21 protein-coding genes and 1 pseudogene are annotated in these 25,950 nt (G+C 46.6%); 15 read left to right on the top strand and 7 right to left on the bottom strand.

The genetic code is table 11. The features are described 5' to 3' along the window. Nucleotides 1-79 precede the first annotated feature (79 nt). From ACYRYG_RS06255 to cysK, 3 genes are all read left to right on the top strand, one after another. Nucleotides 80-1,021, top strand: a complete 942-nt coding sequence (locus ACYRYG_RS06255) for a DMT family transporter (RefSeq protein ID WP_293416164.1) — start codon at nucleotides 80-82, stop codon at nucleotides 1,019-1,021. 185 nt (nucleotides 1,022-1,206) lie between these two features. Continuing rightward, a complete protein-coding gene (locus tag ACYRYG_RS06250; RefSeq protein WP_293416166.1) occupies nucleotides 1,207-2,502 on the top strand; it encodes an O-acetylhomoserine aminocarboxypropyltransferase/cysteine synthase family protein in 1,296 nt (431 codons plus the stop codon). 107 nt (nucleotides 2,503-2,609) lie between these two features. Then, on the top strand, nucleotides 2,610-3,557 hold the full coding sequence (cysK, locus tag ACYRYG_RS06245) for a cysteine synthase A (protein ID WP_293416168.1): 948 nt from the start codon (nucleotides 2,610-2,612) through the stop codon (nucleotides 3,555-3,557). 109 nt (nucleotides 3,558-3,666) lie between these two features. Here cysK and ACYRYG_RS06240 read toward each other — a convergent pair whose 3' ends face one another. Continuing rightward, nucleotides 3,667-5,013: a DNA recombination protein RmuC gene (locus tag ACYRYG_RS06240; protein ID WP_293416170.1), complete on the bottom strand. Its 1,347-nt coding sequence runs from the start codon at nucleotides 5,011-5,013 to the stop codon at nucleotides 3,667-3,669. Between the two features lie 24 nt (nucleotides 5,014-5,037). Further along, complete coding sequence (gene nhaD, locus ACYRYG_RS06235; protein ID WP_293416172.1) at nucleotides 5,038-6,402, bottom strand: sodium:proton antiporter NhaD; 1,365 nt, start codon at nucleotides 6,400-6,402, stop codon at nucleotides 5,038-5,040. A 232-nt stretch (nucleotides 6,403-6,634) separates the two neighbouring features. Here nhaD and ACYRYG_RS06230 point away from each other — a divergent pair, with 232 nt between their 5' ends. The 4 genes from ACYRYG_RS06230 to ACYRYG_RS06215 all read left to right on the top strand — a co-directional run bounded on the left by ACYRYG_RS06230 (nucleotide 6,635) and on the right by ACYRYG_RS06215 (nucleotide 11,667). After that, on the top strand, nucleotides 6,635-7,510 hold the full coding sequence (locus tag ACYRYG_RS06230; protein WP_293416174.1) for an AraC family transcriptional regulator: 876 nt from the start codon (nucleotides 6,635-6,637) through the stop codon (nucleotides 7,508-7,510). A gap of 257 nt (nucleotides 7,511-7,767) precedes the next feature. Beyond that, complete coding sequence (locus tag ACYRYG_RS06225) at nucleotides 7,768-9,246, top strand: rhamnulokinase (protein WP_293416176.1); 1,479 nt, start codon at nucleotides 7,768-7,770, stop codon at nucleotides 9,244-9,246. 130 nt (nucleotides 9,247-9,376) lie between these two features. Further along, nucleotides 9,377-10,630: an L-rhamnose isomerase gene (locus ACYRYG_RS06220; protein WP_293416178.1), complete on the top strand. Its 1,254-nt coding sequence runs from the start codon at nucleotides 9,377-9,379 to the stop codon at nucleotides 10,628-10,630. Further along, a complete protein-coding gene (locus ACYRYG_RS06215) occupies nucleotides 10,630-11,667 on the top strand; it encodes an L-rhamnose/proton symporter RhaT (RefSeq protein ID WP_293416180.1) in 1,038 nt (345 codons plus the stop codon). The genes ACYRYG_RS06220 and ACYRYG_RS06215 overlap by 1 nt, the downstream gene beginning before the upstream one ends. A gap of 148 nt (nucleotides 11,668-11,815) precedes the next feature. On the opposite strand, the gene rhaD is transcribed toward ACYRYG_RS06215, so the two are convergent. Next, nucleotides 11,816-12,628: a rhamnulose-1-phosphate aldolase gene (gene rhaD, locus ACYRYG_RS06210; RefSeq protein WP_460197832.1), complete on the bottom strand. Its 813-nt coding sequence runs from the start codon at nucleotides 12,626-12,628 to the stop codon at nucleotides 11,816-11,818. Nucleotides 12,629-12,899: 271 nt separating this feature from the next. Between rhaD and ACYRYG_RS06205 the strand changes: the two genes are divergently transcribed. From ACYRYG_RS06205 to dnaK, 4 genes are all read left to right on the top strand, one after another. Further along, nucleotides 12,900-13,520, top strand: coding sequence for a DUF6621 family protein (locus ACYRYG_RS06205; protein WP_293416184.1), 621 nt, complete (start codon nucleotides 12,900-12,902; stop codon nucleotides 13,518-13,520). 127 nt (nucleotides 13,521-13,647) lie between these two features. Beyond that, nucleotides 13,648-14,841 (top strand): saccharopine dehydrogenase family protein, encoded by a 1,194-nt coding sequence (locus tag ACYRYG_RS06200; protein ID WP_293416186.1) that lies wholly within the window; start codon nucleotides 13,648-13,650, stop codon nucleotides 14,839-14,841. Nucleotides 14,842-15,045: 204 nt separating this feature from the next. Beyond that, a complete protein-coding gene (gene recA, locus ACYRYG_RS06195) occupies nucleotides 15,046-16,047 on the top strand; it encodes a recombinase RecA (protein ID WP_460197843.1) in 1,002 nt (333 codons plus the stop codon). 340 nt (nucleotides 16,048-16,387) lie between these two features. Beyond that, nucleotides 16,388-18,343: a molecular chaperone DnaK gene (gene dnaK, locus ACYRYG_RS06190; protein WP_293427683.1), complete on the top strand. Its 1,956-nt coding sequence runs from the start codon at nucleotides 16,388-16,390 to the stop codon at nucleotides 18,341-18,343. Nucleotides 18,344-18,416: 73 nt separating this feature from the next. Here dnaK and ACYRYG_RS06185 read toward each other — a convergent pair whose 3' ends face one another. The 3 genes from ACYRYG_RS06185 to ACYRYG_RS06175 all read right to left on the bottom strand — a co-directional run bounded on the left by ACYRYG_RS06185 (nucleotide 18,417) and on the right by ACYRYG_RS06175 (nucleotide 19,956). Further along, nucleotides 18,417-18,779, bottom strand: a complete 363-nt coding sequence (locus ACYRYG_RS06185; protein WP_293428904.1) for a helix-turn-helix domain-containing protein — start codon at nucleotides 18,777-18,779, stop codon at nucleotides 18,417-18,419. Between the two features lie 18 nt (nucleotides 18,780-18,797). Then, the gene (locus tag ACYRYG_RS06180) at nucleotides 18,798-19,097 is read right to left on the bottom strand and encodes a type II toxin-antitoxin system HigB family toxin (protein WP_293428888.1); all 300 of its coding nucleotides are present in this window, start codon (nucleotides 19,095-19,097) and stop codon (nucleotides 18,798-18,800) included. Between the two features lie 244 nt (nucleotides 19,098-19,341). Next, nucleotides 19,342-19,956, bottom strand: coding sequence for a type 1 glutamine amidotransferase family protein (locus ACYRYG_RS06175; RefSeq protein WP_293443010.1), 615 nt, complete (start codon nucleotides 19,954-19,956; stop codon nucleotides 19,342-19,344). Between the two features lie 293 nt (nucleotides 19,957-20,249). Between ACYRYG_RS06175 and ACYRYG_RS06170 the strand changes: the two genes are divergently transcribed. Continuing rightward, a complete protein-coding gene (locus ACYRYG_RS06170; protein ID WP_460197842.1) occupies nucleotides 20,250-20,474 on the top strand; it encodes a type II toxin-antitoxin system mRNA interferase toxin, RelE/StbE family in 225 nt (74 codons plus the stop codon). A 194-nt stretch (nucleotides 20,475-20,668) separates the two neighbouring features. Here ACYRYG_RS06170 and rhuM read toward each other — a convergent pair. Then, nucleotides 20,669-21,678 (bottom strand): annotated as a pseudogene (gene rhuM / locus ACYRYG_RS06165) (RhuM family protein). Nucleotides 21,679-22,187: 509 nt separating this feature from the next. On the opposite strand from rhuM, the gene ACYRYG_RS06160 reads away from it, so the two are divergent. Genes ACYRYG_RS06160 through ACYRYG_RS06150 form a run of 3 tightly spaced genes read left to right on the top strand, consistent with a single transcriptional unit; the run spans nucleotide 22,188 to nucleotide 25,900 of the window. Next, nucleotides 22,188-22,676 (top strand): sigma-70 family RNA polymerase sigma factor, encoded by a 489-nt coding sequence (locus tag ACYRYG_RS06160; protein WP_460197831.1) that lies wholly within the window; start codon nucleotides 22,188-22,190, stop codon nucleotides 22,674-22,676. 12 nt (nucleotides 22,677-22,688) lie between these two features. Next, nucleotides 22,689-23,330: a DUF4974 domain-containing protein gene (locus ACYRYG_RS06155; protein WP_293433421.1), complete on the top strand. Its 642-nt coding sequence runs from the start codon at nucleotides 22,689-22,691 to the stop codon at nucleotides 23,328-23,330. Between the two features lie 2 nt (nucleotides 23,331-23,332). Then, on the top strand, nucleotides 23,333-25,900 hold the full coding sequence (locus ACYRYG_RS06150; protein ID WP_293443025.1) for a TonB-dependent receptor: 2,568 nt from the start codon (nucleotides 23,333-23,335) through the stop codon (nucleotides 25,898-25,900). The last annotated feature ends 50 nt before the right edge of the window (nucleotides 25,901-25,950 follow it).

The following is a 25,950-nucleotide window of genomic DNA, read 5'->3' as shown; positions in this document are numbered from 1 at the left end:
GCGATCAAGATGACAATTATCCGAATATTTCGTTTTATGATCATGCCCTGCTTTATTTCACGAAGAGAGCATTAACAAGATGACACATATCAGCAAGCCACTTCAAGCACACCTGAGCATTTTCAGCGCCGAGATATTCTGGGGTCTGATGGCCCCTATAGGGAAAGCAGCCATGACCCATGGCATTGATGGAATAGACCTGGTGACCTTCAGGGTCCTGGGAGGAGTCATTCTTTTCTGGATCAGTTCGTTATTTGCCCCTAAGGAGACCGTTCCCATGAAGGATAAGTTGAAATTCATCGGTGCCGCCATTTTCGGTCTGATCTGTAACCAGTTCTGCTACAATATCGGACTGAGCATCACCTCCCCCAACAATGCCAGCATCATGACGACGACGATGCCCATCTTCTCCATGATATTTGCCTTTCTCATCCTGAGAGAGCCCATCACCTTAAAAAAGCTGTCAGGCGTCTTGATCGGCTGTGCAGGTGCCCTGATCCTGATTCTGACCAGTGCATCAGCCAATAATGCCAAAGTAGGGAATATCCGCGGCGACCTGCTGTGCCTGACCGCCCAGTGTTCCTTTGCCCTATACCTGACCCTGTACAATCCTCTGGTAAGAAAATATTCAGTCTTCACGACCAACAAATGGATGTTCCTCTGGGCTGCCATCATGATCCTGCCCTTCTCCACCCACCATGTCATCACCACTGTTGACTGGAGCAGGATCCCCTCCACGACCTTGTGGGAAGCAGGATACGTCGTCGTCATCGGCACCTATGTCTGCTACTTGCTGACGATGATTGCCCAGCAGACCCTGCGCCCCACCGTCGTATCCATCTACAACTACGTCCAGCCCATCGTTGCAGTCACCGTCAGCGTTCTCACAGGGATGGGTGTTTTCAAGTGGAGCCAAGGACTGGCCATCATCTTTGTCTTCTCCGGTGTCTGGCTGGTCACACACTCCAAGTCCAGGCGTGACGACCGCCCGCAAAAGGCCAGCGCTCACCCGGAGCATTGAGAGCCGAGGACACCGGCAGCCCGTGGAGTCAGAAAATACCATACTTATGGTAGGGAGAATGCCGTGAGTATGCGATTACCGGGAAGCCTTTTTCAGCGTAACTTTGTAACATGAATAAAAGATAAGAAGAGACCAGAGCAGGATACCCTTCTTACCCCCGTATAAAATATAACAACAAAAGAATTATGAGTAACAAAAAGAAACTTCACTTCGAGACTTTACAAGTTCATGTAGGGCAGGAACATGCCGACCCGACAACAGATTCACGGGCCGTACCTATTTACCAGACCACATCCTATGTGTTCAAGAACTGCAAGCATGCCGCTGACCGTTTTGGGCTCCGTGACCCGGGCAACATCTACGGCCGTCTGACCAACACCACCCAGGGCGTACTTGAAGACCGTGTAGCAGCCCTCGAAGGAGGTGTCGGCGGCCTGGCTGTAGCTTCCGGTGCAGCAGCCGTCACCTATGCCATCCTCAACCTTGCCTTTGCCGGCGATCATGTCGTAGCCAGCAAGACCATTTACGGCGGTTCGTATAATTTATTAAAACATACGCTTTCCCGCTACGGGATCTCCACGACCTTCGTTGATCCTGACGATCTCGACGCCTTCGAAAAAGCTATCCAGCCGAACACCAAACTGGTCTACATCGAGACCCTGGGCAACCCGAACTCCAACATCTCTGATATTGAAGGCACTGCAGCCGTCGCTCACCGGCACGGCATTCCGGTGGTTATTGACAACACCTTCGGCACCCCTTATCTGATCCGCCCAATAGAACATGGAGCAGACATCGTCGTCCATTCCGCCACCAAGTTTATTGGCGGTCACGGTACCACACTCGGAGGAATTATCGTAGACGGGGGCACCTTTGACTGGATGCACAGTGACAAATTCCCCGGTTTTACCCAGCCTGATCCCTCCTATCATGGACTGAAATTCGGCGAGCTGCCGGCACCATTCGTCACTCGTGTCCGAGCCCTGATCCTCCGTGATGAGGGTGCGACCATCGCGCCCATCGCAGCCTGGATCCTTCTGCAGGGCCTGGAGACATTGAGTCTGCGTGTAGAACGGGAAGTCTATAATACTCAAAAGATCATCGAGTATCTGAAAACCCAGCCCCAGGTCAAGAAGATCAACCATCCATCCCTGCCTGACCATCCGAACCATGACCTGTATGAAAAATACTTTCCTCATGGAGCCGGCAGCATTTTCACCTTTGAGATTGACGGATCCCAAAAGAAGGCGACAGACTGGATCGACCATCTGAAGATCTTCTCCCTGTTAGCTAACGTAGCCGACGTGAAATCCCTGGTCATCCATCCGGCCTCTACGACACACTCAGAGCTCAGTCCAGAAGAAGCTGCCGATCAAGGGATTTACCCGAACACCATCCGCTTAAGCATAGGCACGGAACATTACCTGGACCTCATCGATGATCTGGATCAGGCTTTTGAGGCCGTCAAGGACGAGAAATAGTCCGCATCTTGGCAAAGGAAAGAGGACATTATCAGGAATCCGGAGCATCGCCTATAGATGTTCCGGCATCCTGAACAAAATAAAACATTCATAAAAAGGAGATCATAATGACAAAGATTGCAAAAAATATTACGGAATTGATCGGCCATACCCCCTTGGTAGAGTTAGCCAAATATTCTGCCTTCAGAGGTCTGAAGAAACCGGTCATTGCAAAAGTTGAATCCTTCAACCCAGGAGGAAGCATCAAGGACCGTATCGCCCTTGCGATGATTCAAGACGCAGAAAAGAAGGGTACGCTCAAGCCAGGCGCGACAATCATTGAGCCGACCAGTGGGAATACGGGTGTAGGTCTCGCTTTGATGGCAGCCGTAAAAGGTTATAAGCTGATACTGACCATGCCGGAGACCATGAGCATCGAACGCAGGAACCTCGTAAAAGCATACGGAGCCCAGGTGAAGTTGACCAGTGGCCGTGATGGGATGACAGGAGCCATCCAGGCAGCCAACACACTCAGGGATTCCATTCCCGGCGCCGTCATTTTGGGGCAATTTGACAACCCCGCCAATCCGAAGGCCCACTATGAGACTACAGGACAGGAGATATGGGCAGACACCGATGGAAAAGTAGACATCTTCGTAGCCGGCGTCGGCACCGGCGGTACAATCTCCGGTGTGGCAAAGGCTCTGAAAGAGAAGAACCCGGAGATAAAGATCATCGCCGTCGAACCCTCCACCTCACCGGTACTCAATGGCGGCAAGAGCGGTCCCCACAAGATCCAGGGTATCGGAGCCGGATTCATTCCGAAGACTTACGATGCCGCCCTCATTGACGAAGTCATCGACGTAGATAATGATGCCGCCATCCTTGCCGGACGCCAACTGGCACAGCAAGAAGGACTGCTGGTAGGAATCTCTTCCGGTGCGGCAGCCTTTGCTGCTACTGAGATAGCCAGGCGGCCGGGGAATGGCAACAAGACCATTGTCACCCTGCTCCCTGATACAGGAGAGCGTTACCTGTCGACGGTCCTCTATGCCTTCGACGAATATCCTCTATAAAGAGAAGTCATGAAGGAAACGTTAAAGAAGGCCATGAAGAAGGCGCACTCCCATCAGCGAGTGCGCCTTTTTTCATAAGATTCCGATAAGGGTCCGTTGCCGCCCCGTCTCACCTCTCCAGCAGATGGCCCCCCAGACTATCCTTTGGTTCCGGTATAGGTCTGTTGGCATTTTCCTTCGCCCCCAAATCAACCAGTTCTTTAGCTTTCTTTGCGACACTCTGCTGTCCGGAGATCAATTTATTATCCGCAGAATCATACGCAGCCTGTGACTTCTTAAGCAGATCACCGAGTTTGTCATAGCGCTGGCAGAAATCCCCGAGCCGGTCCAGGAGCGCCTCAGCCAGGCCAAACACCTTCTGCTGGTTCTCTGCCTGTGTGTTCTGGACCCAGGCAACACGAATCATGTGGAGGATAGCCGTGAGATTCTGCTCACTGGTAAGAAACACCTTCTTCTGGAAAGCCTCATCCCAAAGGTGAGGATCATTGACCAGGGCCAACTGCAACGAGGCTTCCACAGGCATGAACATGATGACGAAATCAACGGCTTCCCGCGGGCTCTTCACATATTTGCTATAATCCTTCTGAGCCAGTTCCCTGACATGGCTGCGGACACTGACCAGATGTTCTTTCAGATAGCGGTCCTTCTCTTCAGGAGCAGTGGCATTGACATATTTCTCGAAAGCGACCAAGGAGACCTTTGAGTCGATGATCACATCTTCCCCCTGAGGGTAGTGAAGGATAACGTCAGGGATCATCTGAGCGCCCGTCTGGTCATTCCGTATCGGTTTTCCATCAGCATCACGGAGATGAGCCTGCACGTCATATTCCTTCCCCTCGACCAGTCCCTGGCTGTCCAGGAGATCCCCGAGGATCACCTCCCCCCAGTTGCCCGTCACCTTATTGTCACGGCGCAGCACATTCACCAGGGAGTCCGCCTTATCCCCTATGACCTGATTACTTTTCCTCATCTGGTCGATCATCTCACGGAGCCCCGCCTGGCCTGCAGCAGTTTTTATAGAACTGTCATTCAAGGCTTTACGCATATCCGAGATAGCCGTCTGCAACGGAGCCGTAATATGTCCGACATGCTCCACATTCGCCTCTTTCAACGCCCTGGAATTTTCTTCCAGCACGGCCCGGGCCGCAATATCCATCTCCTGTTTTGCAGATTTCAACTGCTCAGCGAACTGTCTCTCCTGCTGCCCCTTCAGGTCTGCGAGTTGTTTCTGGAACGATGCCCCCTGGTCCTGCAGTTGCTTCTCGTACATGGACTTCAACTCTTCCCGCTGGCTGCGGGTATTCTCCGCATCCTCCGTTCTCTGCCCCTGAAGGATCTCCAACTGCGTATGCGCTTTTCCGACCTCAACCTTCAGCGCAGCCTGAGAACGGCCGGCCAGGAGATAGCCGGCGACAGCGCCAGCTAAAAGGCCGATTATAAGTAATACTATATCCATTATTTACCTCCCAAGAATATTCCGTTAATGCAAGACAACCATATAATTCCGGATCAGCCAGTAAGAAAAGATTCCCGCGACATAACCCACCAGAGCTATCCAACTCACATGCTTCATATACCAGCCGAAAGTAATCTTCTCCAGTCCCATGACCACGACCCCCGCGGCGCTTCCGATGATCAGGATAGAGCCGCCGACCCCTGCACAATAGGCCAGCAGTTGCCAGAAGACCCCGTTTACCGCCATATCTCCTATTGCCTGTACAGGGTACATCCCCATACAACCGGCAACCAGGGGCACATTATCAATGACACTGGAGATCAGTCCGATAATACCGGTTACCATATAATGATTGCCGTTAAAAGTAACGTTCAGGCCCTGTCCCAGTATTTTCAGGGCACCGATCTCTTCCAGGCAGGCCACTGCCATCAGCACCCCCAGGAAGAAGAGGATGGTAGAAAGGTCAATATGAGACAACAGACTGGCCACCCTCCTGACGAAAGACTTCCTGCCTGTCAGGCGATGGAGACGGCGATAGAACAGTTCAGTGACGATCCAGAGGATGCTCAGCACAAGAAGGATGCCCACAAATGGAGGAAGATTCGTCAAGGTCTTGAATACAGGAACGAAAATCAAACCGCCGACCCCAAGGAAGAAGATGGTCTTGCGCTGCCGCCCGGAGAAATCCAGCACCTGATATTCAGGTTCCTCAGAAATCGGAATGTCCTCAGGAGTTTCCAGGTTCCCCGTGAGCTGGGTCTGGAGGATCAGGGCAGGGATGACCACCGAAATGACCGACGGGATGAAGACCTCCGAGAGGACTCCTGCAGGAGTGATCAGGTTCTTGTTCCATAGCATGATCGTCGTCACGTCACCGATAGGAGAAAAAGCCCCGCCCGAATTTGCCGCCAGGATAACCATAGAGTCATAGATCAGACGGTCCTTCCGGTTAGAGGTGAGCTTACGAAGGATCATGATCATTACGATGCTGGTGGTCATATTATCCAGTATGGCAGAAAGAAAGAAAGTCATAAAGGTGATTTTCCACAACAACGACCGCTTGCTCTTTGTCTTCATCACCTTCCGCACCCAGTCAAACCCACCGTTCTGGTCCACGATTTCCACAATCGTCATGGCCCCCATGAGGAAGAAGAGTGTCGTAGAAGTGCTCCCCAGATGCCGCTCTATCGTCTGGTTAACCACGGCAGGAATATCAGCTGCCGGAACACCGGGATTATAAATCCCCGGATTGACCATATACAACGTCCAGCAGGCAGCAAACATCAACAATGCTACAGCCGACTTATTCACTTTCGTCACGCTCTCCAAGGCTATGAAAAGATAACCTACACAGAACACGACCACGATAACGACAGATAATGTAGACATACGAACTAAACGATTAAAATTCCTCTCGAAGCAGCTTTCCCCTTCCATCACGATGAAAAGTGCCCTTTGCCATTCTTAATGCAAAGATACACAACTTTTCAGAAACAGATGCCATTTCCGACGTTATTCGAAAGCAAGAAAGCACTTTCTCTTACAAAGCAGATTAAATATTCACAGTATTTGGCTCATTCATTAATTTTTAGTATTTTTGTCAGGAAATAGAAGAAATGCCATGCAAACCAGTAAATACCTTGTAGCTAATTCCAGGGATGCCCTCTGGGGACTTACGATCAGTACTGTGGGTCAAGAGATTATTCTTCCGGGAGAAGAATATCCCACCCATGGCCATGCTGACGGGTATTACTTCAATGTAGAAAAGGGACGGGTACTCAATGAATACCAGATTCTCTATGAACCTGAAGGAGAAGGCGAATTCCAAAGCGAGCATATCAAACCCGTGAAGATCAAGGCAGGAGATATATTCCTTCTCTTTCCCGGCGAATGGCATTCCTATCATCCTTCAGCAAGCAAAGGCTGGAAGAGTTACTGGATCGGGTTCAAGGGCAAGAATATGGACGACCGGATCAAGGCCGGTTTCCTTTCCCCCGCAAAACCCATCTACCATGTAGGATACAGCAGTGACATCATCCGCCTCTATGAAGAGGCTTACCAGACGGCCTTAAAGGAAGCAGCCTACTCCCAGCAAATGCTGGCAGGCATCGTCAATCATCTCATCGGCATGATGTATTCCCTGGAAAGGAACATCATCCTCAACCGGAACCAGGAATATGTCGACATGATCAACCATGCCCGCAAGATGATCCGGGAATCACTGGAAGAGGACCTCTCCATCCAGGAGATCGCCAATCTTATGGGAGTCAGCTATTCGAATTTCAGAAAACTCTTCAAGGAATTCACCGGCATTGCTCCGGCCACTTACCAGCAGGAGCTCCGCCTGCAAAGGGCAAAAGAACTATTGTCGACGACCGATTTCAGTATCAAGGAAATAGCCTATCGCCTCCGTTTCGAAACTCCTGACTACTTTTCTTCTAAATTCAAGATCAAGACCGGATGCAAGCCCAGTGAGTTCAGACACCGGACCAGGTAAGGCCTGCCGTAAGAGCATTCCCCTACGGACGACTATACAGAAACAAGCACCAGGAAACACCGGCCTTGACCGCTGGCCTTTCCTGACGGTATGGATCTGAAGAGAAAACAGATGCCGTACCTACCTTTTTCCTCATACAAATACTCACTTTTCTCAAATTTTTATGCTTTAAAATCAAATAATGGAGTTGTATCCTCTCCATTCAGAGTATCTTTGTAAAATCAAACTAAACAATACTTAACCACAACTATAAACCGATGACAGAAAAAAGAAAGTGCTTCTTTGCCGTAGACTTAGGTGCGACGAGTGGCAGAACCATTATTGGAACCCTGCATCAGGGAAAGATGAAACTGGAAGAGTTGACTCGCTTCGACAATCATATCATAGAAACAGGCGGTCATTTCTACTGGGATATTTATGCCTTGTATGACGAGATCATACAAGGACTGAAACTTGCACACGACCGCCAGATCCCGGTCGGGAGTATCGGTATCGACACATGGGGATGTGATTTCGTCTTCGTGGGCCAGGACGGTGCCCTGATGCGGAACCCGATGTCCTACCGTGACCCATGTACCATGGAGATTATGGATGACTATTTCAGGAAGGCCGTCTCAAAAGAGGAGGTGTATGAAAGAACCGGAATACAATTCATGAATTTCAATTCACTTTTCCAACTCTATCAGATGAAAGAGTCGGGGAATTCGGCCATGAGACATGCCAGCAAGGTCCTTTTCATCCCGGATGCGCTGAGTTATATGCTGACAGGCAAAGCCATCTGTGAATATACGGTATCGTCCACCTCCCAGCTCCTTAACCCGAAGAGTGGAGACCTGGATGACAAACTCCTTCAGAGTATAGGACTGCGACGGGATCAATTTGGCAAGATGACCCCTCCGGCTACCGTCATCGGACCTCTGACCAAGGAAATCCAGGGGCTGACGGGACTGGGGGCCGTCCCGGTGATCGCCGTTGCCGGCCATGATACCGCCAGCGCAGTGGCTGCAGTCCCCGCCACAGATGAGAAATTCGCCTATCTGAGTTCCGGAACCTGGAGCCTGATGGGAATAGAAAACCGGGGGGCCATCATCAACAAGAAGAGTTTCCAACTTAACTTCACGAATGAAGGAGGAATAGAGGGGACTACCCGCTTTCTGAAAAACATCTGTGGAATGTGGCTTTACGAGCGCTGTCGGTCAGAATGGCCGGAGCTCAAGAGCCTGGGGCATCAGAAACTCCAGGCTGACGCTGCGCGGGAGACAGGTTTCAGAAGTCTTATCAATCCAGATGATCCGGTATTCGCAAACCCTGCCTCCATGGAGGTCGCCATCCAGAACTACTGTTCAGAACATCAGGAGCCCGTTCCCCAAAGTCCTGCTCAGATCTGCCGCTGCATCTTCGACAGTCTGGCACTGCGCTACCGTCAGGTATTCAACTGGCTGAAAGAGTTTGCTCCATTCCCTATCAACACCCTTCACATCATCGGAGGAGGCTCCCTGAATGTCATGCTGGACCAGTTTACGGCCAATTCCTGCGGCATACCCGTACTGGCCGGTCCGCAGGAAGGCACAGCCATCGGTAACATCATGCTTCAGGCCAAGGCCTCAGGCGATGTCAGAGACATCCATGAGATGCGAAAGATCATCGCTGACAGCATCGATCTCAGACGCTATGAGCCGCAAGACAAGGCACAATGGGATGATGCCTATCGGCAATATCTGGATATTTGCAAATAAGGATCGTCAGAAGATCTCCTTCCTTAAACGCTCCCTGACAAGCCGCAGAAACGGTATATTTGACAGGCATCAGCCGGAGGAAAAAGGTGAAAAAACAATATTAATAACTAAAAAATTAAACCAAACAATTATGAAATCAGAAACTATTGAGAAAAATTACCAGATTGCAAAAGAACGCTACGCCTCATTAGGTGTAGATACTGACAAGGCTATTGAGGTATTGCAGAAAACTCCTATCTCCCTGCACTGCTGGCAGGCTGATGATGTCATCGGTTTTGAGCGCAATGAAGCCCTCTCCGGCGGCATCCAGACCACGGGTAACTACCCCGGCCGTGCCCGCAACGTAGCAGAAGTACGTCAGGACATTGAAAAGGTCGTTTCCCTTCTTGGCGGAACTTTCCGCCTGAACCTTCATGAAACCTACGGTGAATTCGGCAGCAAATTCGTAGACCGTGACCAGTGCGAGCCAAAGCATTTCACAGGATGGATGCAATGGGCCAAAGAGCACAATATGAAACTCGATTTCAACTCCACCTCTTTCTCCCATCCGAAGAGCGGCTATCTCTCTCTGGCCAATCCGGATAAGGAGATCCGCGATTTCTGGATCGAGCATACCAAGCGTTGCCGCCGCATAGCCAACGCTATGGGCAAATATCAGGGCGATCCCTGCATCATGAATATCTGGATCCATGACGGGTCCAAGGACTATACCGTGGAACGCTCCCGTTACCGCCAGATTCTGAAAGACTCCCTAGATGACATCCTCTCCGAGAAACTTCCGGATATGAAGACCTGTCTGGAAGCCAAACTTTTCGGTATCGGACTGGAAGCCTACACTGTAGGTTCACACGATTTCTATGCCGGATACTGTTCCAAGAACAATGTGATCTACACCCTGGATACCGGTCATTACGAGCCAACGGAGAATGTCTCTGACGCCATCTCCGCCCTGCTGCTGTTTGTTCCGGAACTGATGCTGCATGTCAGCCGTCCCATGCACTGGGACTCCGACCATGTAACCATCTTCGATGACAAGACCCGCGACCTGTTTGCAGAGGTCGTACGTGCCGACGCCCTCAAGCGCACCCACATTGGCCTGGACTACTTTGATGCCTCCATCAACCGTATCGGCGCCTATATCATCGGTGCGCGGGCTACGCAGAAATCACTTCTGCAGGCACTTCTGGAGCCACTGCCCACACTGCGCAAATATGAGGATGACGGTAAATGGTTTGAGCGTCTGGCTCTTCTTGAAGAAGAGAAGACCCTTCCATTAGGAGCGGTTTATGATTACTTCAACTACAAGAACAACAAACCCGTAGCTGAAGAGTATATCCCGGATGTAGAGAAATACGAATCTGACGTACTGTCAAAGCGCAGCTGATGGAAATTCTCTTTGGATTACTGATCATAGCAGCCGGGGCATTCTGCCAGTCGAGCTGCTATGTTCCCATCAACAAGATCAAGAACTGGAGTTGGGAAAGCTACTGGCTCGTGCAGGGTGTATTTGCATGGCTTATCCTCCCCTTCTTAGGAGCGTTGCTGGCTATACCTGAAGGAGAGTCACTCTTTGGCCTCTTTGCAAGTGCCGATTCCTTCCATCTATGGATGACGATACTCTTCGGAGCGCTCTGGGGTGTCGGAGGTTTAACCTTCGGTCTTTCCATGCGCTATTTAGGAGTAGCCCTGGGACAGTCCATCGCTCTGGGAACATGTGCAGGACTGGGGACAATCATGGGACCGGTACTGCTTAATCTCTTCTTCCCCGAACTCAATGCACTGAGTTCACTGACCTTCGCCGTTATTTTCGGCGTTATCGTCACGCTGGTCGGCATCGCTATCATCGGTATTGCCGGCAAGATGAAAGCCAACAGTCTTCTCAAGAGAGAGAATCAAGAAACCGTCAAGGACTTCAACTTCCCTAAGGGAATTGCCATAGCACTCCTCTCCGGTTTCATGAGCGGATGTTTCAACGTGGGACTTGAATTCGGAAAGGACATCAACTTCGGTGATCTGACCAATCCGATGTTCAAGACACTACCGGCAACATTTCTCGTTACGTTAGGAGGTTTCGTTACCAATGCTCTCTACTGTTTCTACCAGAATCAGAAGAATCATACCTGGGGTGACTATAAGAAGGGAAATGTATGGGGGAACAATATCCTTTTCTGTGCCCTGGCAGGTGCCCTCTGGTACAGTCAGTTCTTCGGCCTCTCACTGGGAAAAGGATTCCTGACCTCTTCTCCTACATTGATGACACTGGCCTTCTGCATTCTGATGTCCCTCAACGTAGTATTCTCCAATGTCTGGGGGATTATCCTGAAGGAATGGAAAGGGTGTTCCAGAAAGACGATCACCGTCCTGGTACTCGGCATTATCGTACTGGTCATTTCCTGTTTCGTGCCTCAATTACTAAAGTAAAAACAAGTATTTATAACCTTAACTCCCGGGCACGACAAACGTCATACCCGGGAGTTTTTGATGAACGATAAAACCCGAATACTATCAAAGTTACATCCGGGTTCTTCTATCAACTATATGTAAAATATCTATCTTAAAGATTTCTCTATTACTTAGGTAAATGGAAAGCCTTGCTCATTTCCTTCATCTGAGCATCTGTCATGCCCTCAGGTTCAAAGCCCATGCTCTTGCAATCCAGATAGATCTTCGCACTCTTCGACAGGACATCTATCTGATCAAAGGCATCCAGTACATCTATGCCCTTGGCAAAGACACCATGCTTTTCCCACAGTACGACATCATAGTCTTCCAGTTCCTTCATCGTACCCTGGGCCAGATTCACGCTTCCAGGCAACTGATAAGGTACGACACCAAGTCCCAGCGGGCAGAAAGCCTTTGTCTCAGGGATCATGCTCCACAACAGATGGGTCAGGACATCCTTTTTCAAGAACGGTCTGTGATGGCTCATAGCCACCAGTTCAATAGGGTGTGTATGAATGGTTGCCTTGTCCCTGGAACATTGTCCCACCAGCCGGTTATGGACGGCGAGATGACTGGGAAGTTCACTGGTCGGCAATACCGGTTGATCAGCAATGATTTCATAATGGGCACAGTCGTCAAGGATACGGATGACACTCCCATTCTCCATCGGCCACCGGGCGAGGTCACGCATACGCTTACCTGTTCCCTTACAGAAAAAGTAACATCCCTTCAAGTGAGGAAGGGTCTCCCCTATGGCTTTCACTTCATCAATGGCAGGCATCTTCCTGATAGCATCATCTACCAGATCCGTAATATTGACCGTGATATTGCCCCCATTACGTTCAGCCCAACCATTCTGCCAGAGATACCCGGCAACTTCCGCAACCTTGTCAACTTCTTTTTTCAAGGCCGGTCTGCCTTCCAAAATGCTCTTCGTCATATTATCTTATTTTTAGTATATTGGTTTATGTTGCAAAGATACTCACTTCCCGCTGTAATGAACCTCAGGATTTGATTTTTCAGCTTAAAGTTTTGAGATTTATCCGTCCCGCTTTTCCGTCCCGCCATCCTATCCGGCCAGATGGATATAGCCCCCCTTACAGGGAATCACAAACCGACAGATCCGGATGACTTCTGAACGCAGGCACTAACCTCATAATAAATTTCTAAAGTATTTTGGAAATTATTAAAATTGTTGTACCTTTGTCTACATGAACGACTTGAATCAAAGCAACATCAGATGGACCGAGAATGTCATCATTGCCGACGCAGATTACATGGATAAGGTAGCCTTTAATCTTATCGTCAACTTCGAGAGAATGATCAACCGGAAAATACCACAGGCTGACATCAGCCAATGGGCGGTAGACATTGCCCTTGACGGAGGACTGCGTGAGGGAAGCCATGAAACGCAGGTAGTCCTCGTCCATGAGCACAATCATCCGAAGCTGGAGAATTTCAAGCCCTCTGTCTATGAGAGCGAACTGAATGCACAGGCTTTCCAGGATCCCAAACTGGGCGAGTTTATTATGAGTTCCATCCCTACGGAAGAAACTGTCACCAAAGACGATCTTTTCCTGGATATCGTCAATGAAGTGATCTCCCAGAAAGGCGTAAGGCGAATCATGATCATTCCAAATGCAGAAGAAGGCCAGCAATACGCAAGGGTACGCCAGTCCCTGGACTATGTAAATGACGATTCCAAGCGCATCACCGTCTTTGCCATGCAGCCCATGCCAGGCGGGAACTTCAGGCAGGAGATCCTGGGCTATTCACTGATGAATGCCCTCGGCATTCATGCTGATGAACTGGACCACTCAAGTTTTCAATAACTAAGGAAAAACCGTAACAAGAAATAAGATAAGGTCTGTGACAGCCTTTCAGCAAGGCTTCATCAAGATCTGTTTATTCATCAAACCAATCATTCACTGATTGCAATTCATTAATTTATAATAGACTATGAGTAGAGTTCTATTGCTGGGTGCCGGTGGCGTAGCCACTGTCTGCGCCTTCAAAATTAACAAGAATCCCGATGTGTTCACGGACTTTATGATCGCTTCACGCCACAAGGAGAAATGCGACCAACTGGTCCAGGCCATCGGCAATCCGAATATCAAGACAGCACAGGTAGATGCTGACGATGTAGAGGCTCTGGAAAAACTCTTCAAGAGTTATCAACCTGACCTGGTCATCAATCTTGTCCTCCCTTATGAAGACCTGACGATCATGGATGCCTGTCTGGCATGTGGATGCAACTATCTGGATACCGCCAATTATGAACCTAAAGACAAAGCCCACTTCGAATACAGCTGGCAATGGGCTTATAAAGACCGGTTCCAGAAAGCAGGCCTGACCGCAATACTGGGTTGTGGTTTCGACCCGGGTGTTTCAGGTGTCTACACCGCCTACGCCGCAAAACATATCTTCGACGAGATTCAATACCTGGATATTGTCGACTGTAATGCCGGAAACCATCACAAAGCCTTTGCGACCAACTTCAACCCGGAGATCAACATCCGGGAGATCACACAAAAAGGCCTCTACTATGAGAACGGCAAATGGATAGAGACCAAGCCGCTGGAGATCCACAAGCCCCTCACCTACCCGAATATCGGGCCACGTGAAAGTTATCTGATGCACCACGAAGAACTTGAGAGTCTGGTCAAGAACTATCCGACCATCAAGCGTGCCCGCTTCTGGATGACCTTCGGCCAGGAATATCTCACTCACCTCCGTGTGATCCAGGACATCGGCATGGCAAGCATCAAACCGATCAATTACAATGGCCAGATGATCGTCCCCCTCCAATTTCTGAAGGCTGTTCTCCCTAATCCACAGGATCTGGGAGCCCATTATACAGGAGAGACGAGCATCGGATGCCGCATCCGCGGGCTGAGAAACGGAAAGGAACATACCTATTATATCTATAACAACTGCAAGCACCAGGAAGCCTATCAAGAAACAGGCATGCAAGGAGTCAGCTACACCACCGGAGTTCCGGCCATGATCGGCGCCATGATGTTCCTCAAAGGGCTCTGGAAAAAACCGGGGGTCTGGAATGTCGAGGATTTCGACCCGGACCCGTTCATGGAACAACTCAACCGGCAAGGTCTGCCCTGGCATGAAATCAAGGATAAAGACCTGGAGGTTTAGCTTTCCTGATCCTCCGGAAAAGCCGGCCGCAGGCAGGCACTTTCTTCATCCGGTCAATGGCAGATCTCACCGACAGATATTTCTTACAATTATATACGATTAATTATGGCACAACAAAACGCTGAAAATACAGATAAGAACGACACGAAGGATACAGCCCAGACCGACAAGCAAACAGCGGCCCAGACGGCAAAACTCCAGGCAATGAAGGATGGAAAACTCAAGGCTCTCCAGTCGGCGATGTCAAAAATAGAGAAGGACTTCGGCAAGGGGTCTATCATGCGTATGGGTGATGAGAGAATACAGGATGTGGACGTCATCCCTACCGGCAGCATCGGACTGGATGTAGCCCTGGGAGTAGGAGGTTATCCCCGTGGCCGCGTTATCGAAATCTACGGTCCGGAGAGTTCCGGCAAGACCACACTGGCCATCCATGCCATAGCCGAAGCCCAGAAACTTGGCGGCATCGCAGCCTTTATCGATGCAGAGCATGCCTTTGACCGCTTCTATGCAGCTAATCTCGGCGTGGATGTCGACAATCTCTACATCTCACAGCCTGATAACGGTGAGCAAGCCCTCCAGATTGCGGATCAACTGATCAGTTCTTCTGCAATAGACATCCTGGTCGTAGACTCTGTAGCCGCTCTCACGCCAAAGGCAGAAATTGAAGGCGAAATGGGAGACAACAAGGTCGGCCTCCAGGCCCGTCTGATGAGTCAGGCACTCCGGAAACTCACAGGGACGATCTCCAAAACCAATACCTGTTGTATCTTTATCAACCAATTACGTGAGAAGATTGGTGTAATGTTCGGGAATCCCGAGACCACTACCGGTGGCAACGCCTTGAAGTTCTACGCATCTGTCCGTCTGGACATCCGCCGCATAAGTTCCATCAAGGATGGTGATCAGGTCATCGGCAATCAGGTCCGTGTAAAAGTTGTCAAGAACAAGGTAGCCCCTCCCTTCCGGAAGGCTGAATTTGAGATCACCTTCGGTCATGGCATTTCTAAAGTTGGAGAGATCGTGGACTTAGGGGTGGAATACGGCATCATCCAGAAGAGTGGCAGCTGGTACAGCTATAACGGCGCCAAGTTGGCACAAGGCCGTGATGCCACGAAGAAACTGTTACAGGACAATCCCGAACTCTGTGACGAACTTGAAGGGCTGATCAAGAAAGCCATTACAGACAAGAAGGAAGAAGAATAGTTCAGCTGGTCACCAGTCTTGCCCCAGAGGGAGACAAAACCAGCCAATTAAAAATAGGATCTGACCAAGGACCTGTGAACCCAAATCCAGGCCCTTGGTCTTTCTGTTTCCACCCCTAGTCCCGACAGCAAACAATTTGAATCTGCCCTCACAGTTTCTTCCTCATCCAGACTGACGTCATGGTACCAATCTCCGGTAAAGAGGGCTGACAAGCCCTTATTCTCTGCCAATTTGTCAAGATGTAGTTCTGATGATCATCTTGGCACATCGTTTGTAATGGATAAAGCGGACAGCAATGTCCACATAAAACAAGAAAATAACAAATAACAACTAAATAATTATGGGAAAGATTATTGGAATAGACTTAGGAACAACTAACAGTTGCGTTGCCGTATTCGAAGGCAATGAGCCGGTAGTTATTGCTAACAGCGAAGGTAAACGGACGACACCTTCCGTAATAGGTTTTGTCAAAGACGGCGAGCGTAAGATCGGTGACCCTGCCAAACGCCAGGCTATCACGAATCCGAAGAACACCGTTTATTCTATCAAGCGTTTCATGGGTGAGACCTATGACCAGTGTGCTAAGGAGATTGCCCGTGTACCTTATACCGTAGTGAATGAGAATGGCTATCCTCGTGTAGAAATCGAGGGGCGCAAATATACACCGCAGGAGATTTCTGCAATGGTCCTTCAGAAGATGAAGAAGACGGCAGAAGACTATCTGGGTCAGGAAGTGACGGATGCAGTCATCACTGTTCCGGCTTATTTCTCTGACACACAGCGTCAGGCTACAAAGGAAGCCGGAGAAATCGCAGGCTTGAAAGTCCGTCGTATCGTCAACGAGCCTACCGCTGCAGCTCTGGCATACGGTGTCGACAAGGCCAACAAAGAGATGAAGATTGCCGTCTTCGACCTCGGTGGTGGCACCTTCGATATTTCCATCCTGGAATTCGGTGGTGGTGTATTTGAAGTTCTCTCCACAAATGGTGACACCCATCTGGGAGGTGACGATTTCGACCAGGTCATCATCGACTGGCTGGTAAAAGGTTTCCAGGCTGATGAAGGAATAGATCTGAGCAAGGACCCCATGGCTATGCAACGCCTGAAGGAAGCTGCTGAAAAGGCAAAGATCGAACTGAGTTCTTCAATGACCACTGAGATCAACCTGCCTTATATCACCGCAGTAGGCGGTGTACCAAAGCATCTGGTAAAGACTTTGTCCCGTGCACAGTTTGAACAACTTGCACATGAGTTGATCCAGAAATGCCTGATTCCTTGCCAGAATGCTGTCCGTGACGCGAAACTGCAGGTTTCTGACATTAACCAGGTGATCCTCGTAGGAGGTTCCAGTCGTATTCCGGCTGTCCAGACATTGGTCAAGAACTTCTTCGGCAAGGAGCCTTCCAAGGGCGTTAACCCTGACGAGGTAGTAGCAGTAGGTGCAGCTATCCAGGGCGCTATCCTGAACAAGGAACAAGGTGTAGGAGATATTGTCCTTCTGGATGTAACTCCGTTGACACTGGGTATCGAGACAATGGGTGGTGTAATGACCAAACTGATCGATGCCAACTCTACGATTCCTTGCAAGAAGAGTGAGGTGTTCTCTACCGCAGCTGATAACCAGACGGAGGTGACCATTCACGTACTTCAGGGAGAACGTCCTATGGCTGCAGACAACAAATCTATCGGCCAGTTCAACCTCACCGGTATTCCACCAGCACGTCGGGGTGTTCCTCAGATTGAAGTTACTTTCGATATTGATGCGAATGGTATCCTGAATGTCAGTGCCAAGGATAAGGCTACAGGTAAGGAACAGAGTATTCGTATCGAGGCTTCAAGCGGACTGAGCAAGGAAGAAATCGACAAGATGAAAGCTGAAGCAAAGCAGAATGAAAATCAGGATAAGGAACAACGTGAGAAAGTTGACAAACTCAATCAGGCTGACTCTCTGATCTTCACGACTGAAAACTTCCTGAAGGATAATGGCGACAAGGTTCCTGCTGACAAGAAGTCACAGGTTGAACAGGCTTTACAACAGTTGAAAGATGCGCACAAGGCACAGGATGTAGCCGGCATTGACAAGGCTATGGCTAACCTGAATACCGTGATGCAGACGATGAGTCAGCAGATGTACCAGAATGCAGGCGGTGCTCAGCAACAGGCTGGTCCGGGTGCTGGAGCCGGTGCTCAAGACAACAACCAGGGATCACAGAACAATAACACCACAAATAACAACAATGGTGGCAAAGGTTCTGATGACAACATCCAGGATGCTGACTTTGAGGAAGTGAAATAGACTTTGACAAATAAACTAGAAAAAGGGGTATAACTTATCGTTATATCCCTTTTTCAGTTATTCAATTTTCGTGTCAGCAAGTGAGCATGGCATCAGGCATGATACCGAGAATCTTACAGATCTTACCCGCCAGAGACAAACTAGGTTCGCTCTTCCCTTTCACGAAATCATTCACCCTGCTTGGACTGACTTTCAATTTTTCAGCCAGTTCTTTCTGTGTCATTTTCTTCTCTGAAAGTCCGCATGCTATCAATTCAGCCGGTGTAGGCTTACCGATAGGGAAATGGATCTTCTCATATTCTTCCACTACATCACTCATCAACGTCAGTTCCACGCACTTAGGATCATCCAGTGGTGTGGAATCGTTTACATAGGGAAGAAGTTCTTCTATGCGCTGCTCCGCAAACTCATATTGCTGTTTGGTAATCTCTGACATCGTTCTGTCCTCCTTCATTTAAATCATTGAAGCATCAATCTCATCATATTCCTTATGGGTACCAACAAACCGGATATACAGCCTCGAAATGGTAAACTGTACTACAACCACTAACCGGTACTTGTTCCCATGAATATTGAATACATAATGTTGGTTACCCACCATATCCGTATCACCAAAGTCCTGCCGCATATCAGCGAGGCTATGCCATTCACGCTTACAGGCTATTTCGTACCAACGTTCGAGGGGTACCCTGGAATCTTCATATTTAGGCTGTTCATAGAAAAGCTTTAGTTTCTTATGGGATATAATTCTCATTTCTGCTGCAAATATAAATATTTGATTCTGTATTTCAAAATTAAAATATGCAGAAATCCTTTATTTCAGAATAATTTAACAGTTGATACGAGAATCCTTTAACTATCTATCACTTCATACAGGATTACCCAGCCACGCCAGAAGCACATAGAGTCCACTGAATAATTGTTTCGTATAAAGAGAAATGTCTCCATACCGAATATCTTTTATTAGAAGTTTACTCTGTATATTCTTACACGGATGCCTATTTTAATTGCTTCATAAATTCACAAAAGCCAAGTTTCATAAACTGGAAATAAGCCGAAATATTTTCTGGAGTATCGATCTTCAATAAACGCATCAACTCTACCGCAAATTCCAGAGAAGCTGTACCATTAGCTGTTACTATTCCATGATCACTTACCGCCTGTTGATTCTGATACCCCGCTTCATTGGTATAATTGTCTCCTCCCCATCGCTTCAGTTCATCCAATCCATTACCTGTATGCTTAATATGATTCAGGAAACCATTTTGTGCAAGGAAAGAAGCTGCATTACAAATAGCTCCAACTATGATCCCTTTCGAAATGGCTTGTTTGATAATAGGCACAAGCTTCTTAGCTTCTTCCGATTTCCAACCGAATCCTCCGATAAGAATCAATGCGGCATAATCAGCAGGCATTGTATCAAAAGTATAGTCCGGTTTTGTATAAAAGCCTCCTACAGAACGCACCAGATCCATTGTCGGAGCCACCACCTTATTTATATATAAAGGCTTTTCTTTTAAGCCAAATCTACCACAATTAATACTTCCTGAAATATAAGCCGGTTCATAATCGGCATATTCGTCAAGTAAAACAAATAAAACTTCCTTCTTCATGTTTAAATAATTTTTGTGTTTTGCAAAGGTATAAAATTAAATGCCTTACCACAATACTGAAACAGGAAATTAATTTCCTGTTTCAGTATAATACAATAAAGGAAGTCTGTTCTTTTATTACATTTCTCTTATTATCTCAAGAAACGCATCACTCACCTTAACGAAGCCATCAGGGCTGCTCATGAGGACGAACTGTTTGAAACCAACGACATCAACACATTGATGAAAAACTTGACGGAATAAAATATTCAATCAGATACTCAGGTTTATTCAAATAATCCTTTAAAAAATGCATAAAGCGTGGCTTCAACATAGAGGCTTTCCATACTGTGGCCGAAACATTAGGCAATGTAGGAAGCCTCACGGAAAAATACAAGCCCCTCAAATTGAAAGGGAGATACAGTGAGTATTGGGAGTTTCATATTGAACCTGATTGGTTACTGGTATGTGAACAAAATGATGAGGTGCTAACTCATATTGCTGTTTGGCAATCTCTGCCTTTGTCCAATCCTCCTTAATTTAAATCATTGAAGCATCAATCTCATCATATTCCTTATGGGTACCAACAAACCGGATATACAGCCTCAAAATCTGTATCACCAAAGTCTTGCCGGATAATTGATACTACATGCATCAACTTGCTTCGAAGATTGTTCAGTCGTTGTTCATTTCTCTAATACTAATTAGGATTCACAGAATAAAGAAACATTCTCTAATTACTCTTATTAATCAGGTTTACCACAACTTTTACCATCACATCTTTCTCCTCCGTCCTACTCTCAGCGATCATCAGCGTAAGGGCGACAAGGGTATTATCAGCTATGCGTTTCCTGCCATCATTACAGTAAAGAATACCATTGTTATTCATATACCAGAGAAATAATGTGGCAGCAATGCGCCTGTTTCCATCGCTGAATGAATGATTCTTTGTTACGAGATAAAGAAGCATCGCAGCCTTCTCCTCTACACTTGGATAAAGATCTTACCGTCAAAGGTCTGGTAGATCTGTCCTATAGAACTCTTGAATGACTCATCTTTCTCATTGCCAAACAATACGGATCCACCAAATTTCTCCCTTAAAAGGTCTATCTCACGCATAGCATTCTCATAGGTAGCATGAAAAGGTTCTTCCTTGGTTATCTTGGCAATATTCAATCGTTGATAGTCATAATCGTCAAGGGTGTCGAGGGCGTATGTATAATCTACTACCACATCAAAGAGAGCATTACTCTCATCGGTAACAGGCACAGGTTGCTGCTGGATAGTACGACCAAGAACCTGCACAAGTTGACGAAGTTCTCCAATCTGATGCTTACGGATTTTATCATTCACAGCATAGCCCTTGATGAGGTATTGCTTCAAGACATTGTTTGCCCATTGGCGAAATTGAGTGCCTCGCTTGCTATTAACACGATAGCCGACAGAAATAATAACATCAAGATTGAACAACTTAGTTGTGATCTTTTGAGTAAATCCTTCTCTACGTCCATATTCTTCGGTATGTGCAAAATTTGCACATACCAAGAATTCATCTAATTCACCTTCCTTGAAAATGTTTCTGATATGGCGGCCAATCACTGTTCTGTCTTTCTCAAACAACGTTGCCATTTGCTGTTGAGACAGCCACACAGTTTCCCCTTCCAACTTGACATCAAGTTGGGTCTTGCCATCTGCACTTTGATAAATAACAATTTTATTGTTCAGGTTAACCGTTGTGCCCATAGCAATATCATATTAAGAGACAAATATACTAAAAATAATCGACACGATAAATGTAAAGAAGAAAAATCAGTATTCCCTTTCTTCGAAGAAGATAAATCATACGATATAAATCGACTTCTAAAATTTTCTACTGACCTATTGCCTATCTCTTCTGATCTTCATACTTACTACATAAAGAATTTCTGCAGCATGCTGCAATTTTACTTTTCAAATTCAAGCCATTAGAACTTACCCAAAACATCATTTTCTCTATTTGTACAAAGATTTCTTCTCTCGTTTTTTAGATATTTACAACTATTCCGCTATCTTTGCAATAACTATTGTCAACGACCAAGCCCAAAGTCTGAAATTGGGAATTGATCAGATTTAATCTAGTTGCCAAAAAGTTATAAAATTCCAACCGTCTTCTGGTTTCTTGATTATCTTATCCGCTTGATTTTTCTTAAGAATCCAAAAAAGTTGCTCCTAAAAGTTAGGAATTTCCATTTTCATGTGTATAAGAAAGTAAAATGGCACAAAAAGAGATCATAGAACAGTTGTTTCGACGATGCTATCGACCAATGATACATCTGGCAAGAATCCTTCTTCATGATGATAAGGAGAGCGAGGATGTTGTCAGCGATGTATTCTTAGAGTTGATGAATAAGGATATCGTACCAGAAAGCGATACGGCCTTAGCCTTCCTGATGACGAGCGTCCGCAACAGGTGCCTAAATATTATCAGGAATCAAAACATTCAACAACGTATCCTTCATCTTTATTTACTGGATGATAAACTGGATGAATATGAAGCAGAAGAAAAGGAAGAAAGAATTCATCAGATAAGGCTGGTCATTGATGAAAAACTATCCGATGACAATCGCAGGATTCTCCTTGAACATTATCAGGAGCATCTTACTTATCACGAGATAGCCTTTCGGGAAGGCATCAGCGAGGTAGCTGTCTACAAACACCTAAAGAAGTCTTTGGATACCATTAAAGAATTAGTGAAGCGTTAATAATGAACGACAATGGAAAAGATTGAACAACTTATACAGATGATGGAGCATCCGGAACAGTATTCGAATGACCAATGGAGAGAAATCCTGAAAGACAAGGATTGCCGGGAATATTATCAATTGATATCAGAGACAGACAATGCCATCCACGACAAACCTCTTTCCGACAAAGATGTCAACCGAGCACAAAAGAATTTTGAAAGCAAATATTATTCCTCAACCCCTCATTTTTTGTTATTGAGAAAGATCGCAGCAATTTTCATCGGCCTTATACTTATCTCTTGTATAGCCATAGCTGCAGTATCTATTGTAAAACACCATCAACGAACACAGACATCACTAACTCATAACGGAATCATAAATCACAAGATAAAAGACAGTGTAAAGACAGTAGTAATGAAGACTGACTCTGTAAAAAGAAAGTCAGATACTGCTGGAGAAAAACGATTTGTCAATGTGTCTCTGGAGAATATTCTTCAGCAAATAGCTGTTTACTATCATGTAAAAGTTTCTTTCACAGACGGAAAAGCCACAAAGATAAGACTTTTCTTCAACTGGAATCAGAATAATACGCTCCCCCAGGTAGTGGAACAACTCAATAATTTTGAAGAGTTCCACATCACCTTATCTAATAATACCCTAACAGTAAAGTAAACATGAAAAAACTATTGATACTCCTTCTGTGTTACTTTACCGGCATTTCTTCCATCGCCCAAAGTATCACCCATAAATATAATAATGTGTCTATATCGGATGCCCTCCAGTCGATAAGTAAGGTTTCAAAAGACTATATCATCAACTTCGTCTACAATGATCTGGAAGACTTCAAGGTGACGACAGATATCCGCAATAAGAGCATTCCAACTGCCATTCGACAGATGATCGGCTTTTATCCTATTGGCATGAAAATAACCAAGGGCGGAACGGATATCAAAGGCCAGCCATTACCTGATATGATCTTTGTAGAATACTTGCAGAAAGAAGACCGTAAAATAACAGGAAAAATACTTGATGAGCATGGACAAACTATGGAATTTGTCAATGTTTCCATCCTACAGCCAAAAGATTCAAGTTTCATTAATGGGGGCGTGACTACAGAAACCGGTGATTTCGTCATCCCATGCAATCAGACCAATGTGTTGCTAAAAATTTCCTATATCGGTTATCGCACCCTTTACCGCCATTTTGCATCTGCCCGTGTGGGAAATATCTCGATGATACCTGACGCTTACCGCATCAAAGGTGTCACCGTAAAAGGCCACCACAAAGTAGAGATGGTAGACCGCTCCGTCTATACCTTCTCCGAGGAACAACTCAAAAATTCCAATCAGGCCCAGCAACTTATTGCCACTCTGCCGGGACTTCGTATCGACCGTATGCGCAACACCCTTGCCACCCTCTCAGGAAAGTCACTCAAGATTCTTATCAACGGCATTGAAGCCAGTGATAATGACCTGAAAATGCTCAAGCCCAAGGAAATCAAGAATGTGGAATACTATACGGTACCACCGGCTCGATATGCTGATGCCGGAACACTCATTAATATCCATACGCGGAAAGCAGATGACGGTTATGCTGCCGGAGTTGATGTTATGCAGGGATTCAAGGATGGTTTCAACAACTCTGCCATCTTTGCCAAGTATAACCATGGCAATAGTCAGTTCTCCTTCGACTACAACTTTTCCTGGCGCAATGTCCCCAACTGCGATACACAGCATTACTACAGTTTTATGGATAATGGCAATAAGACTAACTATAACTATAAAGGAAAATATGATTTTGGCTATACCACACAAGACTTCAATCTGAAATATCTCTATAGCCGTGACGACAGTCTGAACTTTCAGGCAAAGTTCACACCTTCCATCTTCTCTTGGTTCAATAACAGCCATAATAACATTTCGGCTGAAAACAATCTGAAATGGAAAAGCGGATGGAATGAACAGAAGCGACATCAGAACAGTTTCAGTCCTTCAATAGATCTCTATTTTGACAAGAAACTGAGTCATGGACAGGAGTTGACTACTGATATTGTGGGCACATGGTTCCACAATCGGGAGAGCAACAATAACCAACAGTACGAAGAGCAGGAACAAGTTCTTGATGATAATATGCGACAACACAACAACAAGCATTCTCTTATCGGCGAACTAGCCTACAGCAAGGAGTGGAAAAAGGCCAAACTCTCACTCGGTTATAAAGCAACACTGGCGAAATCCGACTTTAAGATCAGTAATGTCCTCTCCGATTATCAGGAATATCAATACCATGCTACCGACGATAAACATTATGCTTATGCACAGTTGAACGGCAGCATCCTCAAAATGGGATATCGTCTCAGCATGGGTGGCACGTATGTTCATTCCAGCAATGACGACACACATTATAACAAATGGTATTTTACCCCAACGGCAGAGTTCAGCTACCCGATGAAAAACGGAATATTACGCTTGGAAGGGAATATCAATACCGATATTCCGTCAATTGCAGACCTAAGCAATAACAGCACAGTGACGATTCCAGGATTGTACCGCCATGGTAATCCTTATCTGAAGAGCGCACTGAATAAGAACATGAAACTATCTTATTCACTCAACACACCTTATATTAATATGGATGTCAATTTCGGCCTAAGTAAAACCGATGATGCGATCAGTAACTATTACCAGTGGCAGGAGCTAAATGGAGACCGTGTGATTGTCTCCCGACCGGAGAACTGTGACTATATGCTCGACTATGGCTTCAAAGGTACTTTCCAAATCAGGCCTTTCAAAAGTGACCTTCTTGTCTTTTCCCTGGAAACCGGTTATTTATGGCAGAAGGAGAAAAGTGAAATCATCGGAACCCATCATTATCATTATCTTCCTTTGGACTGGACTGTGGATTTCCGGAAAGGCAACTGGGGAGCAGAATATTACCAGAGGATACCCAGTAAAATCCTGAGGGGCACTAATATTGACTCTGAAGAGAATACACAAAATATCTATCTCTATTATCAGCATAAACAGTTGCATATAGGTCTTTATATGCTCTTCCCCTTTACAGCAGCGAAGTATACTTCCGACATTCTTAGTAACGAAGTACTTGATTATCATAGCATGAGCAAGGTAACAGAACAGGCTCATACCATAGGACTGCATATAAGCTACAACATCTTCTCAGGCAAGCAGAAAGAACTACGGAAGAAGATAGACAACAAGGACCGCGACCAGGGATTCTTCTAAAGAATACTCGTAACTGTTCGGCCACCAAAAGAGTTATAAAATATTCCCCC

The sequence above is a fragment of the Segatella asaccharophila genome (genome assembly GCF_054687055.1).
This window is presented reverse-complemented; position numbering and strand designations above follow the sequence as displayed.